At 65.1% G+C, this 15,378-nt stretch carries 14 protein-coding genes; 4 read left to right on the top strand and 10 right to left on the bottom strand.

All coding sequences use genetic code 11. The features are described from left to right. The first annotated feature begins 24 nt into the window (after nt 1-24). Nucleotides 25-567, top strand: coding sequence for a hypothetical protein (locus tag AC1D1B_RS07260; RefSeq protein ID WP_477330700.1), 543 nt, complete (start codon nt 25-27; stop codon nt 565-567). Between the two features lie 105 nt (nt 568-672). Here AC1D1B_RS07260 and AC1D1B_RS07255 read toward each other — a convergent pair whose 3' ends face one another. From AC1D1B_RS07255 to AC1D1B_RS07245, 3 genes are read right to left on the bottom strand one after another with little or no spacing between them, the layout of a single operon-like run. Next, nucleotides 673-2,964 carry a xanthine dehydrogenase family protein molybdopterin-binding subunit gene (locus tag AC1D1B_RS07255; protein WP_477330698.1) on the bottom strand — a complete coding sequence of 764 codons (2,292 nt, stop codon included), beginning with the start codon at nt 2,962-2,964 and terminating at the stop codon, nt 673-675. Further along, the gene (locus tag AC1D1B_RS07250) at nt 2,961-3,944 is read right to left on the bottom strand and encodes an FAD binding domain-containing protein (RefSeq protein WP_477330696.1); all 984 of its coding nucleotides are present in this window, start codon (nt 3,942-3,944) and stop codon (nt 2,961-2,963) included. The genes AC1D1B_RS07255 and AC1D1B_RS07250 overlap by 4 nt, the downstream gene beginning before the upstream one ends. Continuing rightward, a complete protein-coding gene (locus tag AC1D1B_RS07245; protein WP_477267782.1) occupies nt 3,941-4,417 on the bottom strand; it encodes a (2Fe-2S)-binding protein in 477 nt (158 codons plus the stop codon). Before AC1D1B_RS07245 ends, AC1D1B_RS07250 begins: the two co-directional genes overlap by 4 nt. Before the next feature lie 400 nt (nt 4,418-4,817). Between AC1D1B_RS07245 and AC1D1B_RS07240 the strand changes: the two genes are divergently transcribed. Then, entirely contained in the window at nt 4,818-5,456 is a 639-nt protein-coding gene (locus AC1D1B_RS07240; RefSeq protein WP_477267781.1) for a TetR/AcrR family transcriptional regulator, read from the top strand. 12 nt (nt 5,457-5,468) lie between these two features. Here AC1D1B_RS07240 and AC1D1B_RS07235 read toward each other — a convergent pair whose 3' ends face one another. Further along, nucleotides 5,469-7,556: an alpha/beta fold hydrolase gene (locus tag AC1D1B_RS07235; RefSeq protein ID WP_477267780.1), complete on the bottom strand. Its 2,088-nt coding sequence runs from the start codon at nt 7,554-7,556 to the stop codon at nt 5,469-5,471. A gap of 170 nt (nt 7,557-7,726) precedes the next feature. Between AC1D1B_RS07235 and AC1D1B_RS07230 the strand changes: the two genes are divergently transcribed. Next, the gene (locus tag AC1D1B_RS07230; RefSeq protein WP_477330694.1) at nt 7,727-8,017 is read left to right on the top strand and encodes a hypothetical protein; all 291 of its coding nucleotides are present in this window, start codon (nt 7,727-7,729) and stop codon (nt 8,015-8,017) included. A gap of 32 nt (nt 8,018-8,049) precedes the next feature. Here AC1D1B_RS07230 and AC1D1B_RS07225 read toward each other — a convergent pair whose 3' ends face one another. From AC1D1B_RS07225 to AC1D1B_RS07200, 6 genes are all read right to left on the bottom strand, one after another. Beyond that, a complete protein-coding gene (locus AC1D1B_RS07225) occupies nt 8,050-8,322 on the bottom strand; it encodes a hypothetical protein (RefSeq protein ID WP_181060395.1) in 273 nt (90 codons plus the stop codon). Between the two features lie 149 nt (nt 8,323-8,471). Next, a complete protein-coding gene (locus tag AC1D1B_RS07220) occupies nt 8,472-8,759 on the bottom strand; it encodes a hypothetical protein (protein WP_477330693.1) in 288 nt (95 codons plus the stop codon). Between the two features lie 12 nt (nt 8,760-8,771). Then, a complete protein-coding gene (locus AC1D1B_RS07215) occupies nt 8,772-11,321 on the bottom strand; it encodes a caspase family protein (protein WP_477330691.1) in 2,550 nt (849 codons plus the stop codon). Nucleotides 11,322-11,596: 275 nt separating this feature from the next. Further along, entirely contained in the window at nt 11,597-12,601 is a 1,005-nt protein-coding gene (locus AC1D1B_RS07210; protein ID WP_477330690.1) for a zinc-dependent alcohol dehydrogenase family protein, read from the bottom strand. Between the two features lie 42 nt (nt 12,602-12,643). Continuing rightward, on the bottom strand, nt 12,644-12,916 hold the full coding sequence (locus AC1D1B_RS07205) for a hypothetical protein (protein ID WP_477330689.1): 273 nt from the start codon (nt 12,914-12,916) through the stop codon (nt 12,644-12,646). A gap of 78 nt (nt 12,917-12,994) precedes the next feature. Beyond that, nucleotides 12,995-13,747 carry a DUF899 domain-containing protein gene (locus AC1D1B_RS07200; RefSeq protein WP_477330687.1) on the bottom strand — a complete coding sequence of 251 codons (753 nt, stop codon included), beginning with the start codon at nt 13,745-13,747 and terminating at the stop codon, nt 12,995-12,997. 388 nt (nt 13,748-14,135) lie between these two features. Between AC1D1B_RS07200 and AC1D1B_RS07195 the strand changes: the two genes are divergently transcribed. Next, on the top strand, nt 14,136-15,356 hold the full coding sequence (locus AC1D1B_RS07195; protein WP_477330685.1) for a helix-turn-helix domain-containing protein: 1,221 nt from the start codon (nt 14,136-14,138) through the stop codon (nt 15,354-15,356). The last annotated feature ends 22 nt before the right edge of the window (nt 15,357-15,378 follow it).

Here is a 15,378-nt window from a genome sequence, read left to right as displayed (position 1 = left end):
TCATTTTCGGGCAAGGAGACAACAATGGAAACGTCAGGCGTACGCCGGCTCTGGCTGGTCGGCATAGCTCTTATCCTTACACAAGCCGTTCTCGGCTACTATGTGTCGAAGTTATATACCGACAAGCAGGCTTTGTCGGAGCAAGTCGCCGGGCTCAACACGCAGGTGAGTGATCTCACCGGTCAGCTCACCGCAGTCGGCGGCCGCGTGACCAGCGCGGAGCAGAAGCTCGTCGCCTTGCCACAACCGCCGACCGCCGATGAGGTAGCCAAGGCTGTCGTCGCGGACGTCAAGGTTGCAGTTGCCGAGGACATTGCCGGCGCGGTGGCAAAAACCCTGGTCGACACGCCGAGATTCAAGAACCGATTGAAGGGCGAAAAAGGCGAGGCCGGCCAGAATGGACCGACGCTCGACGAGGTTGCCCAGAAAGTCTACGAGACCTATCATGACGAACTGCGCGGGAAGGATGGCGCGAACGGCGTCTCACCCGATCCGGCCGAAGTGGCCAAGATCATGGCTGCCGATCTGCAGTTCGCGGACATTGTCGGCCAGCTCAAGGATCACTGACGGACGCCTGCATTGAGCCACCGCGATGGCGGTAAGAGAATGGCGGGTACATGCCCGTCATTCTACGCCGTGTTCCTGGCCGTTCCAGTGGAACATCGAACCGCTCTAGATCAGTTTCTCCAGCGTGATCGGCAGGTCCCGCACGCGCTTGCCAGTAGCATGGAACACCGCGTTGGCGATCGCCGGCGCGACGCCGACGATGGCCAGTTCGCCCACGCCCTTGCCGCCGAGCACCGAGGAATGCAGGTCGGGAATGCCGACCGAGATGACGTCTATGTCGGGGATGTCGGCATTGGTCGGCACCAGATAGTCGCCGAGATTGTTGTTGACGATGCGGCCATAGCGGCGGTCGACGATGCCTTCTTCGAGCAGCGCCTGGCCGATGCCCATGATGATGCCGCCCTTCCACTGGCTTTCGGCGAGTTTCGGGTTGTAGAGCCGGCCTGAGTCCAGCGCCGACACCACGCGCGACACGCGCACCGTGCCGAAATCCTCGTCGACCCGCACCTCGATGAAATGCGCGCACCAGGAGTGGCGCGAATAGTCGCCCTCGGTGTGCGGCACCGACGTGGCGATGGTGGTGTAGTTCTTGTAGCGATCCTCGGCACTCGAATTGGCGGGCATGGTGTCGCCCTTGGCCACGATCTGCTCGCGGCCCACGCTGGCGAGCAGTTCGGCGATCGAGACGTCCGGACCCTCGCCGCGCGGCGAGGCGATGCGGCCGCCATTGACCACCAGCGTGTTCGCCTGCAGCGCATGGAAGGGCGAGCGCGGATCGGAGATCGCGAGCCCGACCAATTCGTCGAGCGCCGCGCCCGCCGCCTTGTAGACCGCACCTGTCATGACGCCGGCGAGCCGTGAACCGCCGGCGACGCCCGCGCGGGCAAAGCGCGAGTCACCAAGCTTGACGACGACATGCTCGGCCGGCACGCCGAGCGTCTCGGCAGCGGTCTGCGCCAGGATCGTATAGGTGCCCTGACCCATGTCGATCGAGGAGCTTTCGACCTCGACGGAACCGTCGGCGAGGATGCGCACAACAGCCTCGCCATAGGCGCGCCGCACCGGGTAGGTGCCGGCGGCGACACCCCAGCCGATCAGCTGGTTGCCGTCGCGCATCGAGCGCGGTTTGGGCGTGCGCCTGGCCCAGCCGAAGCGCTCGGCGCCGGCTGCAAAAGCCTCGCGCAACTGGCGGGTCGACCAGGCTTTCTTCGCCTCCGGATCCTGCTCGGCATAGTTCCTGAGCCGGATCTCCAGCGGATCGATGCCGACCTCGTAGGCGAGCTCGTCAATGGCGCTTTCAATGCCGAAGGCGCTGGGGTTTTCGCCCGGCGCCCGCTTGGCGCCCGGCACCACCGTGTTCACCCGCACGACATTCTGCTTCGAGGAGAAGTTCGGCGTGGCGTACATGATCGAGGTGACCGAGGCGAGCGGCTCGACCCACATGCCGTCGATCGAGGTCTCGTTGACGCCGCGGTGGACGATCGACAGGATCTTGCCGTCGCTGTCGGCGCCGATCGTCACCGTCTGGCGGGTGGCGGCGCGGCCACCATAGGAGGTGAAGTTCTGCGGCCGGGTGAGCACCAGCTTCACCGGCCGTCCCAGCATTTTCGCCGCCGCCGCCGCCACCGCGCTGTGCGCCAGCGCCAGCGCCTTGGAGCCGAAGCCGCCGCCGATATAGGGCGAGACCAGTCGCACCTTCTCGAAAGGTATGCCGAACCATTCGGCATAGGTGCGTGCCATGCCGTCGAGCCACTGGCTGGGCTCCCAGATGGTGAGCTCGTCGCCTTGCCAGCGCGCGATCAGCCCATGCGGCTCCATTGCCGCCTGGAATTCGCGCGGCATGTTGTAGGCGGCGCAGACGCGCACCGGAGCGGCGGCGAACGCACCTTGAGCGTCGCCCCATTCCTTGGTCATGGCGTCGATGGGGATGCCATCGCCGGCCTTGGCGTCGCTGAGGTCGACGATGGCCGGCGTCTCGTCATAGCTGACCTCGACCAGGGCCGCGGCGGCGACCGCCTGCTCGAAGGTCTCGGCCACGACGGCAGCTATATGCTGGCCGGAATACGTGACCGTGCGGGCGAGCGGTGAGTATGTCTTCTGCGTTGGCGGATTGCCCAGCCAGTCCGACGCGCCCTTGATCTCCATGATGGTGTCGGGCGTCAGCACCAGAAGCACGCCCGGCGCGGTCTCCGCGGCCCGTGTGTCGATCGCGCTCACCGTGCCGGCGGCGATGGTGGCCTCGACCATCACCGCATGCGCCAGCCCGTCGAGCTGCTGCTCGAAGGCGTATTTGGCAGCACCGGTGATCTTGGCCGGGCCGTCGACGCGCGACAGCCGTCCGCCGACCGCGCCGTCGGAGGCGTCGCCGTGCCGGGTTCTGGGGTCGTGAATGGTCATGCCATGGCTCCTGTCTTGAGGATGGCGCGGGCGATGACGCGCGGCGCCAGTTCGATCTTGTAGTGGTTGGCGCCATGGTCGACGGCGCCCTCTACGGCGAGCAGGCTGGCGGCCCGCACCGTGTCTTCGCTGAGCACCTTGCCCTTCAGCGCCGCTTCCACGGCATGCGCCCGCCATGGCTTTGTCGCGACGCCGCCGAGCGCGACGCGCAGGTCGCGAATGGTGCGGCCATCGGCTTCGAAGTCGATGCCGACCGCGGCACTTGCCGCGGCGAACTCATAGGATTGCCGGTCGCGGATTTTCAGATAGGTCGAACGCCGCGCAGCGGCCGAAGCCGGGATTTCCACGGCGGTGATCATCTCGCCCGGCTCGATGGCATGTTCCCTGTCAGGCGTGGCGCCGGGCAAGAGGAAGAAATCGTCGACCGCGACCTGGCGTTCGCCGAGATGCACGATGGCGTCGAAGGCGACCAGCGCGGTGGCGAGGTCACCGGGATACATGGCGATGCAGGAGTCGCTGATGCCGAGCACTGCGTGGCCGCGGGTAACGCCGCCGATCGCCGAGCAGCCGCTGCCGGGCGAATGCTTGTTGCAGGCGGGAAAATTGGCGGGATCGCGGAAATAGGGGCAGCGCGTGCGCTGCATCAGATTGCCGCCGATTGTCGCCATGTTGCGGAGCTGCGCCGAAGCCGCCTGCCACAGCGCTTCGGAGACCGCGGGGAAGCGGCTCTTGATCTCGGCATGGTCGGCAATGCGGCTCATTTTCGCCAGCGCGCCGATGGTGGCGCCGCGCTCATCGACGGTGATCGTGTCGAGCCCTTTGAGATGGGTGATGTCGACCAGAGTGTCAGGTTCGGCGACGCCGCATTTGGCAAGATCGACCAGCGTCGTGCCGCCGGCCAGCAGCATGGCGCCGGGCAGGGCGGCCGCCTGGCGTGCGGCGTCGAGTGTATCAGCACGAACATACGAAAAATTCCTCATGACGCGACCTCCAGTGCCGCCTGGCGCACGGCGGCGACAATGTGCGGATAGGCGCCGCAGCGGCAGAGATTGCCGGCCATGTATTCGCGGATCTCATCGTCCGAACCGGCATGGCCCTCGCGGATGCAGGCCACCGCCGACATGATCTGTCCGGGGGTGCAGTAGCCGCACTGGAAGGCGTCCTGTTCGAGGAATGCGGCCTGCACCGCGTTGAGCGTGCCGTCTTCGCCGGCCAACCCTTCGATGGTGGTGATTTCGCGGCCTTCGACTTGTGCGGCAAGTGTCAGGCAGGCGAGCACACGCTGGCCGTCGACATGCACCGTGCAGGCGCCGCATTGGCCCTGGTCGCAGCCTTTCTTTGTGCCGGTCAGGTCGAGGCGATCACGCAAGGCGTCGAGCAGGGTGACACGCGGCTCGACCTCGAGCTCGTGACGGTGTCCGTTGATAGTGAGATGGATGGAAGTTTTCGTCATAGGCGTCTGGCTCCAGTTGCTTGACGCGAGGGGAATGAAATGGCGTCCGGACGGGGCAAGGCAAGAGGAGGCGTAATCTCCCCCCTAGAGGGGGAGATGGCCGCGAAGCGGCCAGAGGGGGTCGCCTCGCGTGGAGCGCTAGCCTCCATCTGCCGCAGGAGGTCGTGTCCAGTCGAACCGACCCCCTCTGTCGCCTTCGGCGACATCTCCCCCTCAAGGGGGGAGATTACGCTCGCTTCGGCTTTCGCCACTCTCCAGCGGACAGGGGATGCTTCAGTCCTCACAATCTCAGCACGTGACATACCGGCTTCCCTGATTATATGATAAGGCTGCTCCACTAAAGCGGAGGCGCCTCCGTTTATTTACGTGGGGGCTTACCCCTCTGGGTTCAAGCCCCCATATGCCGACAGTGGAGAAAAAATTGGACGACCAGCAGACAGCAACCGCCCAAGGTGCACGCGAAGCCGCAGCGCCAAAGCCGCTGCGCGCCGACGCGCAGCGCAACCGCGACCGGCTGGTCGAGGTGGCGGCGACGGCGTTTGCCGAGCAGGGCGTCGATGCCTCGCTGGAGGAGATCGCGCGCCAGGCAGGCGTCGGCATCGGCACGCTCTACCGGCATTTTCCGACCCGCGAGCATCTGGTCGAAGTGGTCTATCGGCGTGAAGTCGAGGCGCTCTGCGCGGCCGCCGACGACCTCGCCAGCCACCACCCCGCCGACGTGGCGCTGGAACAGTGGATGCAGCGCTTCGTCGATTACATCGCCACCAAGCGCGGCTTGGCCGCCAGCCTGCGCATCCTGTTCAATACCAATTCCGCTGTGTTTTCCGACATGTCGGGCCGGGTGTCGCTGGCCTTGCGGCAACTGGTCGAGGCTGCAGTGGCCGAAGGCTCGATCCGCAGCGACGTCGACGCCTCCGATGTGCTGCATGCGCTCGGCGGCATCTATTCGGCGCCCGACACCAAGGACTGGCGCGACCGCTCGCGCCGGCTGGTCAAGCTGCTGATGGACGGCTTGCGGTTCGGGGCGAAGGCAAAATGATCAGGCGAACCGTCACGCTCCGTTGACCGAAAAGAACTGAAGCGCGCCGGGCAGGCCGCTGGCTTGCATTTCGCCACGCTCCTCGAATGTCAGGCCGGAGCCGACCACCAGATCGCGTACCGTGCGCGACACGATGATCTCGCCTGGCCGCGCGTGGTCGAGCAGCCGCCAGGACAGTTCGACCGCGATGCCGGAAAAGTCATCGCCGCGCTGCTCGCATTCGCCGATATGCACCGCCGAGCGGACTTCGACACCGGATCGCCGCAAGCGATCGCGAATGGCGATCGCGCATTGGATCAATCGCGTCGGCCGCTGGAACACGGCGACCAGCCTGCCGCCCGATCGCGTGATTTCCCTGCCTCCGGCAGCAAGCAATTGCCCGCGGATTTCCTCTTCATGCCGTTCAACCCGATCCTTGGCTGAGGTTGGTCGATCGAACGCCATGGACAGCACCGACACCAGCACACGTTCGGTCGGGGCCGTCGGCAAGGCGCCGGTGACGAACGCCTGGATCTCGTCGACGAGGCGGTCGGAATTCTCGCCCCAGATGACGTGGTCGCGGCCGGCGAACTCGACGTATCTGGCGCCTTCGATATGTGTCGCCAGGTAGCGTCCTTCTTCCCGCTTTACCCAGCGGTCGCCGGTCGCCTGCGCGATCAGCGTCGGAACATGGATGGCAGGCAGAATGTCGCGAACATCGATTTCGGTTCCCCAGCGCCACAGCGCGATCGCGTCGGCGGGCGAGGCGGAATTCCTGAGATAGGCGGCGAACCATTCTGTCTCGAACGTGTCGCTCATCAGACTGGGCGCCGCGTTGCTCATATCCGCCGCCGCCCCCCATTCTCTCTCGACGATCGCCAGATCTTCTTCCACCTGCTCGCTTGTCTTCGCCCAGGGATAGTCTTTCGACCATCTGCCGCGGGCGTAGGCCCCATTGAGCACGAGTGCCGCAGTGCGCTCGGGATAGGTCGCCGCGAACAGCATGCACATCGGGCCGCCCTCGGAAGTGCCCAACAGCACCGTGCGCTTCGAGCCGACCGCATCCAGCACTGCCCGCACATCTTCCATCCGCTCTTCCAGCGTCGGCAGACCGACATTGCGGTCCGAGAGCCCGGTGCCGCGCTTGTCCATGCGGATCAGGCGCGAGAAAGTGCCGAGCCGCCGGTGCACGTGCGAAAGCCGCGGCGAGGCCCAGGCATGGTCGAGGTTGGAGACCCATCCCGGCACATGGATCAGGTCGACCGGCCCGTCGCCGGTCACCTGATAAGCGATGTTGATCCCGGCCGATTTGACGTAGTGGGTCTGCGGCCGTACGGGCTGATGACTGAAGCCGTCATCCGCATCAGCCGTGTCTGGCCGTGCCGGCGCTATCGTCCGGCGCGTCCTCAGCGTCTCGAACAATTGCCGCGTCTCCGGCTCCGGCTGCAGCTTGAGATCGCGTTGAAGCGCTGTGCGGCAGTGCTCATATTGCTTCAGCGCGAGATTGGTCCTGCCTTGCGCCGCATAGGCGCGCATTAGGGCGCGGTGGACGTCCTCCCTCAACGGCTCCATGGCCAGCAGGCGCGTCGCTGCGCGCACGCATGCGGCGGGATCGTTCGTCGCGGCATAATGCGCGACGAGCCTGTCGAGAGCGGCCACGGCCAAAGCCCGCAGCCGCTCGCGTTCGATCCTCAGCCAGTCCTCGAACGGCTCCTCCTTCAGGCCGAAGCCGTCGAGCAGGTCGCCGCGGTAGACAATGAGCGCCAGTTCGAGGTCTTCGGGTGCCGGGCTGGCGACCAGCGCCTCGAACCTCGCGACATCGAAATCAAAGTCGTCGAGATGCAGCGCGACGTTGTTGCCGTCGGTGAGGAAGCGCCCGCCACCGGACGCTCGCATGACCTTTTTGACCGCCGACACCGCTTGCCGCAGGCTCATTCGCGCCTGGGTCTCGCCGTTGAGCCCCCACAGCAGCGTCGCGAGCTTCTCGCGCGACTGCGAATGCCCCGACTGGAGTGCGAGATAGGCGACCATCGCACGCGCCTTGCGGCTGATGGCCGGAACCGCGGCCCCGACGCCGGCAAAGTCGAAACCACCCAAAAGGCGAAGATAAGGTCCGGTCATCGGATCCGCCACAGTCACAGCGTGACGACGATCCGCTCAAGCTTACTCCATTTCAACACTTATTCCGCCGCCGAGGCGCTTTTCACGATTCCATCACGCAGGTTCCCACGCGTTTCTCACGACGCTTGAGGAGATTGTCGGCACTGGCTCTCTTTTCGCAGGAGGACACCGTGCATCGCCCTGGCTCGACCGAATGGCCCATCTGGCATGACGACCCCACTCACGATCAGCAAGGGCAAGGCGCGCCACAGCGTCATGATATTGCACTGGCCGGCTATCTCGAAAAGCAACAGGCCTGGCGGGCATCTGCCGTTCGCAGGTTCGACCTGTCGGCCGCCGTGGACCGTGCCCATGTGCTCGCCGCTCGTGCAGCGAAAAATGCGGTTCTGCTGATCGACGGCATCGGCTTGACGCTGTCGAAGGCTCATTCGCAATTTAGCAAGACGCTCTGGGGTCGTTGAACGCGGCGCTCGAAGCGCAGGGCGTTCTCCGCCTACCCCTTCGTCTCCACAAGGATCACCAGCGATTCCGGTACCACGCCATCGTGAGCCATCGCATCGGCGGCCGCCTTGCTTTGCATCATTGCCGCGAGCTTATCCATGTCTGGAACGTCCATCATGATCGCGACCCGTTTCGGGTTCTGCGGATCGACGAAGGTGCGGACGTTGGTGATCCCGAGTGAACCGAAAAGCTCCTGGCGCTTCGGTGAATTGAGCCAATGCTTGGTGTCTTTCGAGATGTTGTGATGGCCAATTACAGTCGGCATGGCATCCTCCCGAGGTGACGCCGCGGGTCGCAATTGCCCGCTTGCTGCGGTCTACCTGCGCGAGCCAGTGAGCGCCGTTTCTCCTGGGCTGTCAATTAGCCGCTTCTGATGTGCGGTCTCCGGCTCTGGCTTTGCCTTCGCTCCGGCCCTCATCCCCATCCGCCGCCGCCACCACCACCACCTCCTCCGCCACCGCCAAGGGCAGGAATCACGGGCGGCTTTTGCGGGGTCTCCTCGGCCGGCTTGACCACTTTGCCGGTGGTCGCCTTCTTGTATCGGACCACCTTTGGCTGCGGCGCCACGCGAACCACCTTGCGATGTTTCACCGGCGGCGCCGGCTCAAACATGGGCGACACCGAGGTGCAGCCCATGAGCCCGGCCAGAACGCCGGATAGAATTGTCCCGATGAATACCTGCTTCAATGCCTTGCCCACCATGTCCTCCATTGTTCAGAACAAGTCCCGACGCGGATTGGCTTCTTCCCAGACTCCCCGGGCCGCATTGATCAGTTGCGTGTCCAGCGAACCGGACGGGGGGATCTTCGACTTGAGCTCTTGACGCAGCGCGTCCAGAGCTGCCGTTTTCGGCTTCGAGCCGAACTGCGCCAGGCCTTTCTTGGCGTCCGGCAGCTCCTTGCGCAGATCCAGCGCGACGGCGAATGCCAGGAAACGCACCGCGACAGCCTGATCGGCCGTGTCGCCTTTCGCCATTTCGAGCGCCGCGCGATCATAGGCGCTGGACGGATCGCCGCGCGCGGTCGCCAGTTCGAACAGTCTTTGTGCTTCCGCCGCGTCCTGGCGCACGCCGACGCCATCCCTGTACATGCGGGCGAGACTGCCCGGAGCGTAGGGCTGGCCAAGATCGGTGGCCTGCTGGAACAGTGCCTGAGCCGTCTTCGGATCCTTGTCGATGCCCTGGCCGGCGAGGTAATTGCGACCGAGCAGGTTCATCGAATACATGTCCTGGCGCTGCACACCCGCCTGCAGGAAGGCGACGGCGCGGGCCGGATCGGCAGGCACGCCATTGCGGCCCTCGGTGAAGATCGCGGCAAGGTCGTTCATGGCATAGGTGTGCCCCATGGCCGCCGCCTTGAGCAGCAGGTCGAGGCCCTTGGCCGTATCGCGATTGACGCCATAGCCATTGAACAGAGCGCGGCCCCACGAGGTCATTCCGTAAGGATCGCCCTTGTCGGCGGCAGCCTTGTAGAGAGCGTTGGCCTGGGTGCGGTCAATGGCCGTTCCGGTCCCCGTTGCGTTGAGATAGCCGAGTTCGAAGACGGCGCGCACATGGCCTTTCTTGGCGGCGTCCTCGATGGCTGCCTTAGCCTCGCCGACCCTGCCGGCCGCAAGCAGCGCGCGGCCGAGTTCGTAGCGGAAGCGGGGGACATCGGGATAGGTTTTCACCGCGGCCTCGCAGGCTGCCACCGCACCGGCGCCGATCTCGTTCGGCAGCAGGCCGGGCACCACCCCTTGCAGGTCGAGAGGCTCGCCGGCGGCGGTATCGCAGGCATCGACCGTAGGCGACAGCTTCATCGTCGCGGGCTTGGCCGAGCTGCTGTCGGCGCGGATTTCGAAACCGACCTCGACCGGCGCGCCGGCGCCGATCTGCGGCTCGTAGCGAAGATGGTCGACTTCACCGGCCAGAAGGCTGGATTGCGGCGAAAGCGTCCGATCTGGCAGCGACAGCGTTCCCGTTGCCGGATAGCCCGAAACCTTCAGGCTGACGGCAGGATCGTCGGTTGGGAAATCCAGATTGAGCGCGACCGGGCCGACGCCGACGGGAATATCGATCTTGCGGTTCTCGATCGCTTCGGCAGCACCGGTGATGTGGATGCCGCGATCCAGCACCAGCTGCTTCTGCTCGGCCTCGAGCGAAGCCATGATCTGTTGGCCGGCGGCACCTTCGCCGCTCTTGACGCGGAACACCAATATGCCCTGGCTTCCGCCGCCCCAATTGTCATGCGTGGCATAGGCCAGCATATCCACCTCGTCCTGCGTGGCGGCGCCTTTGGGGACTTCCATCTGCAGGCGCGGCAGATCCTTGCCCGCGATCGGTTCACCCACCGCGACGTCCTTGCCGTCCAGCATCAGCCGGCCCATTGCGGGCGGCCTTTCGATGCTGACACTGATAGCGCCGCCATCGACATCGACCGGCTCCGGCAGGCCAAGCGCCACGGGACCGACACCCGACAGCACCACCTTCTCCAGCACAGGCGGCAGCGAAGGCCGGTTGCTGCGGCGCACCAGCACCACGTCATCGATCAGCGAGGAATTTTCCCAAGGCACCTGCATGCCGTTGGTGGCTTGCACGACATCGCGGCGCACCGCCGACATGACCGTGCGGATCTCCTGGTTCGGCGCCAGCGCGCGCCGCGAAAATGCCGATGAAAACGGGCTGAGGTCGCCGCTGCCGTCATAGGCGACGGCGCCCGGTTCGGTGGCGAACGCAATCAGCGTGTTGAGCGAGCTGCGCACCTGCGCCAGCCCGGTATTGCCGGCGGTGACAAGCTGGTCACGCAGCCAGTAATTGTTACGCGGGAAGGGGTTGTTGCGGCAGGCATCGAGGATGATCACCTGGATCTTCGACTTCGAGCGCAACTGCTCCAGCACATCGTTGAGCTTGATGGCCTGGACCTCGATATCGGCCGCTTTCTTCAGCGAGGCGTCGACCGGTATCAGGAAATTCTCGCCGCCGATCTGAAAGCCGTGCCCGGAATAGTAGACGACGGCGAGATCAGCGCCGTCGGCGGCGGCCAGATAGTCCCGGAACTGGCCTTCGAACTGCTGCTTGGTGAGATTCTCTGCGACGAAAACCTCGAAGCCGGCCAGCCGGAACGTGGCCGAGACATCCTTGGCATCCTTGGCCGGGTTCTTTAGCGCCGGGATGTCACGGTATTCGGAATTGCCGATGACGAGGGCGACCCTTCGATCAGCGCAGGCCTCAAAGGTCGTGAGGCTAACGAGGATGAAGGCCGCGATGAATCCGCAAAGTCGGAGCATGGCAAAACCCCTGGCCGCTGCCTGACGCCGACGAGAACACCGCTTGCGGCATCAAGGTCTGTTGACGGGTATGCAACCTGCAACAGGATAAAGTGAAAGGCCCGTCACCGCCAGACCATAGCAGGTGATTCTTTTCCGCGCCGACTGACCGCAGGGTGCAAGTAGCACGCGCTTCAAGGTCGGGTATGTGACAAGTCTCACAGTTCGAAGCGACGTGCTGAATGCGCCGGGTTGTGTCAACCGGGTGTTCGAACCTTCAGCGCGCGTGAGGGAACTCAAAGCTCCAGGCAAACCTTGCCGAAATGCTCCTGCGCTTCGTAGTGCCTGAAGGCGGCGGCGATGTCCTGCAGCGGAAAGCTGCTGTCGATGACGGGCTTCAGGCGGTTGACCTCAATGGCACGGATCATGTCTTCCTGGTCGGCCCGGCTGCCGATCGAAATTCCGCTGATGCGGATCTGGTTCGAGAACAGTGCCGGGATCGAAACCTCGGCCGCAAAGCCGGTGAGGACGCCGATGAGCGCGATGTGCCCGCCTGCCCGGCAGGCCGCTATCGACTGCGCCAGCGTGGCGGGTCCGCCGACCTCGATCACATGGTCGACGCCGCGTCCGCCCGTCAAATCCTTGACCTTGCCGCCCCAGTCCGGCACCGCCTTGTAGTTGATGACGCTGTCGGCGCCGAGGCGTCTCAGCTTCTCCAGCTTTTCTTCGTCGGACGACGTGGCGATGACCCGGGCGCCGGCGGCCTTGGCAAATTGCAGCGCAAACAGCGACACGCTGCCGGTGCCGAGGATCAGCACCGTGTCGCCAAGCTTCACCTTGCCGCACGTCACCAGGCCTCGCCAGGCGGTGACGCCGGTGCAGGTGAGCGTTGCCGCCTCGAGATGCGTATAGCCCGCCGGTGCCTTGGTGAAGGCCTGCGCCGGCATGCACACATACTCGCTGGCAAAGCCGTCGAAACTGTCTCCCGGAATGTCGCGCCTTGTGTCTGACGTCATGTCGCCGCCCATCCAACCGGGATAGAATGTGCTGACGACGTTATCTCCTGACTTGAACGCATAGACGCCGTCGCCGACGGCAATCACCTCGCCGGCGCCGTCCGACAACGGCACGCGGCCATCGGCGAGCGGCACCTTGCCTTGCACGGCGAAATCGTCGCGCATGTTGAGGGAGCAGGCACGAATCCTCACCAGCACCTCGCCCGGTCCAGGTCGGGGCTGATCCTCCTCGACCAGGTCGAGCTTGTCCAACCCGCCCGGCGCTCTCAGCCTGACCAGCTTCATTGTCTCTCTCCGACATGCGGGGTGTTGGAATGGCGAGCCGGCCTATTGCCGGACCGGCCGGCCGGAAATCACGCGCAGCCAGGGCGCCAGATGGAAGGCGCTCATCAGCAGATACATCACCGGCATGCTGGTGAGCAGGGAGCCATCGGCGCCCAGGCACGACATGACGCCGTCGCCAGCGTGAATGCAGGTGAGCAGCGCCATCACAGCAAAAGTCGGCGCTGCGGCGAGGCACAGCCAGTCGGCGATGCCGAGAGCGGCCGCACCAGTGGTTTGAGGAATCTCGCTGCCAGCGCCAGTGCCGATGTCGCTCATGGTTCTCATCCCTTGATGGTCAATGCCTGGGACTTGGTTCCTTGCCCTGCGGGGGCGAGGAACCAAGCTGGGTAGCCCTTACTTGCCGTCCTTGTCGCGGAACGCGGCTTCGCCGGCGGCGGACACTTTTTCCCATGTCTTGTCGGGAGCGGCGTCGTAATTGTCGTGCCAGTTCCACCAGCTGTAGAGCTCGGTCTGCGGATAGCCTTCGGGCGAATCCTCCCAGGCTTCCTGGCGGCCGAGCGGCGTGGCGTCGAGATAACTCCAGACCGTGCCCATCTGCTCGTCGCCGCGGCTGTTGATGAAGTAGGTGCGGAACACCTTCTTGCCGTCCTGGATGAAGACGTTGTGGCCGTGCCATTCGTCGACGCCAAAGTCTTTGTCGAAGCTGTCGGTAAGCGTGTACCAGGGCATCTCCCAGCCCATCCGCTTCTTCAGCGTGACAATATCGGCCTGCGGCGCGCGGGAGGCATAGGCCAGCGTGGTGTTGCGGGCGTTGAGATGGGCGAGATGGCCGACCTGGTCGGCGCCGAGCGAACAGCCGCGGCAGGCATGTTCGGGCCAGCCATAGACGCCGGGTTCGTAGAAGGCACGGTAGACGATCAGCTGGCGTCGGCCCTCGAACAGGTCGAGGAGGCTCACCTTGCCGTTGGGGCCTTCGAACACATAGGTCTTGTCCACTTCCATCCACGGCATGCGCCGGCGCTCGGCCGACAGCGCGTCCCTGGCGCGCATCGTCGCCTTCTCCTTCACCAGCATCTTTTCGCGCTCGGCTTCCCATTCCTGCCTTGAAACGATTGGCGGGGTCTTCATTGCCACGTGCTTGGTCATTGCTCGTCTCCTTTGCCAGTCATTACGCCGCTGCGGCGCGTCGTTGTCTGCTGATCGTGAGGTAGGGTAGGGCCGCGAGGCGGCGAGAGCGGAGTTACAAATGTGACGGGATTTGACGGAGGCCCACCGCAGCAGGGGTGGCGGGGCCGCGCAATTTGCTCAAGATCTTCGGAAGCAGGCATTGTCAGTTTTCCCTTATGAGAAGCTTAAAAATACCATCTGAGATGCTCAGGCTAGTGAATGCCGATATTGGCGTCAACGGCAACCCGAGTGTCTCCTGCCAGCCCAGATGGCTAGGTTGCCGTCCCCGGCTTGCTGCTTGGCGGCAGTGACTTAAGTTAGGGCCATGACCGGCGGGGGTGGGAGTTACAAGTGTGACAGGATTTGAATGGACTCGCTGATCGCCGCTGCAGGGCTGGCGCTGGCCGCGGGTGATCCGCTCGCCGCACTCGACCGCGTCGCCTTGCGCGAGGATGCGCCGGCGCTGGCGCTGCGCGGCATCGCCATGGCGCAGCTCGGCGATCTCGACCGCGCCAAGCTGTTGCTGCGGCGGGCCGGCCGCGCCTTCGGCCCGAAAGAGCCGGTGGCGCGCGCCAGATGCGTCGTTGCCGAGGCCGAGATCGCGCTGGTCTCGCGTGACCTCGGCTGGCCGGCCAAGGCGCTCGATGCGGCGCGAGCGACACTGGAGAAGCATGGTGACCGGCTGAACGCCGCGCATGCCGGGCATCTCAAGGTGCGCCGCCTGTTGCTGATCGGCCGCCTCGACGAGGCTGAGGACGTGCTGGCCGGGCTCGACCCGGCGCCGCTTCCGCCGGCCTCACGCGCCGCGCATGAACTGGCGATTGCCGGCATAGCCATCCGGCGTCTCAAGACGAAGGCCGCGCGCCAGGCATTGGAATGGGCGCGCCATGCCGCCCGCCGAGCCGGCATTCCGGGCCTCATGGCGGAGGTCGACAGCGCCTTCCTGTCACTCAACACGCCGGCGGCGCGACTGATCGCGGCTGGCGCGGAACGCGCGCTGCTGCTCGAGGAGGTCGAGGCGCTGGTGGCGTCACCGGCGCTGGTCATCGATACGTTCCGTTATGTCGTGCGCAAGCAGGAAATCGCTGTCTCTCTGGCCACGCGGCCGGTGCTGTTTGCACTCGCACGTGCGCTCGCCGAAGCCTGGCCGGCGGATGTGTCGCGGGCGACGCTGATTGCAAGCGCCTTTGGTGGCAGGCACGCCGATGAATCGCATCGTGCCAGGCTGCGGGTCGAGATCGGCCGGCTGCGCGCCGAGTTGCGGCCGCTCGCCGGCATCGAGGCGACGAGCCAAGGTTTTGCGCTGGCGCCGCGTCAGGCCGGCACGGTGGCTGTACTGGCGCGGCCGATCGAGGAGCGGCACGCGGCGGTGCTGGCCTTCCTCGCCGATGGCGAAGCCTGGGCAAGCTCGGCACTGGCATTAGCGCTCGGCGCCGGCCAGCGCAGCGTACAGCGGACGCTCGAACAGCTTGCCGAGACCGGCAAGGTGCAGTCGTTCGGTCACGGCCGCGCGCGCCGCTGGATGACACCGCCGGTCGCTGGTTTCACGACCACCTTGTTACTCCCGGCGCCGCTGCCGAACGGCTAGGGAAGGTTCCGTGACCATGATC

Source organism: Mesorhizobium sp. P2_C5_2, from assembly GCF_056404535.1.
The sequence above is the reverse complement of the archived record's forward strand: the minus strand, read 5'-3'. Positions and strand labels throughout refer to the sequence as shown.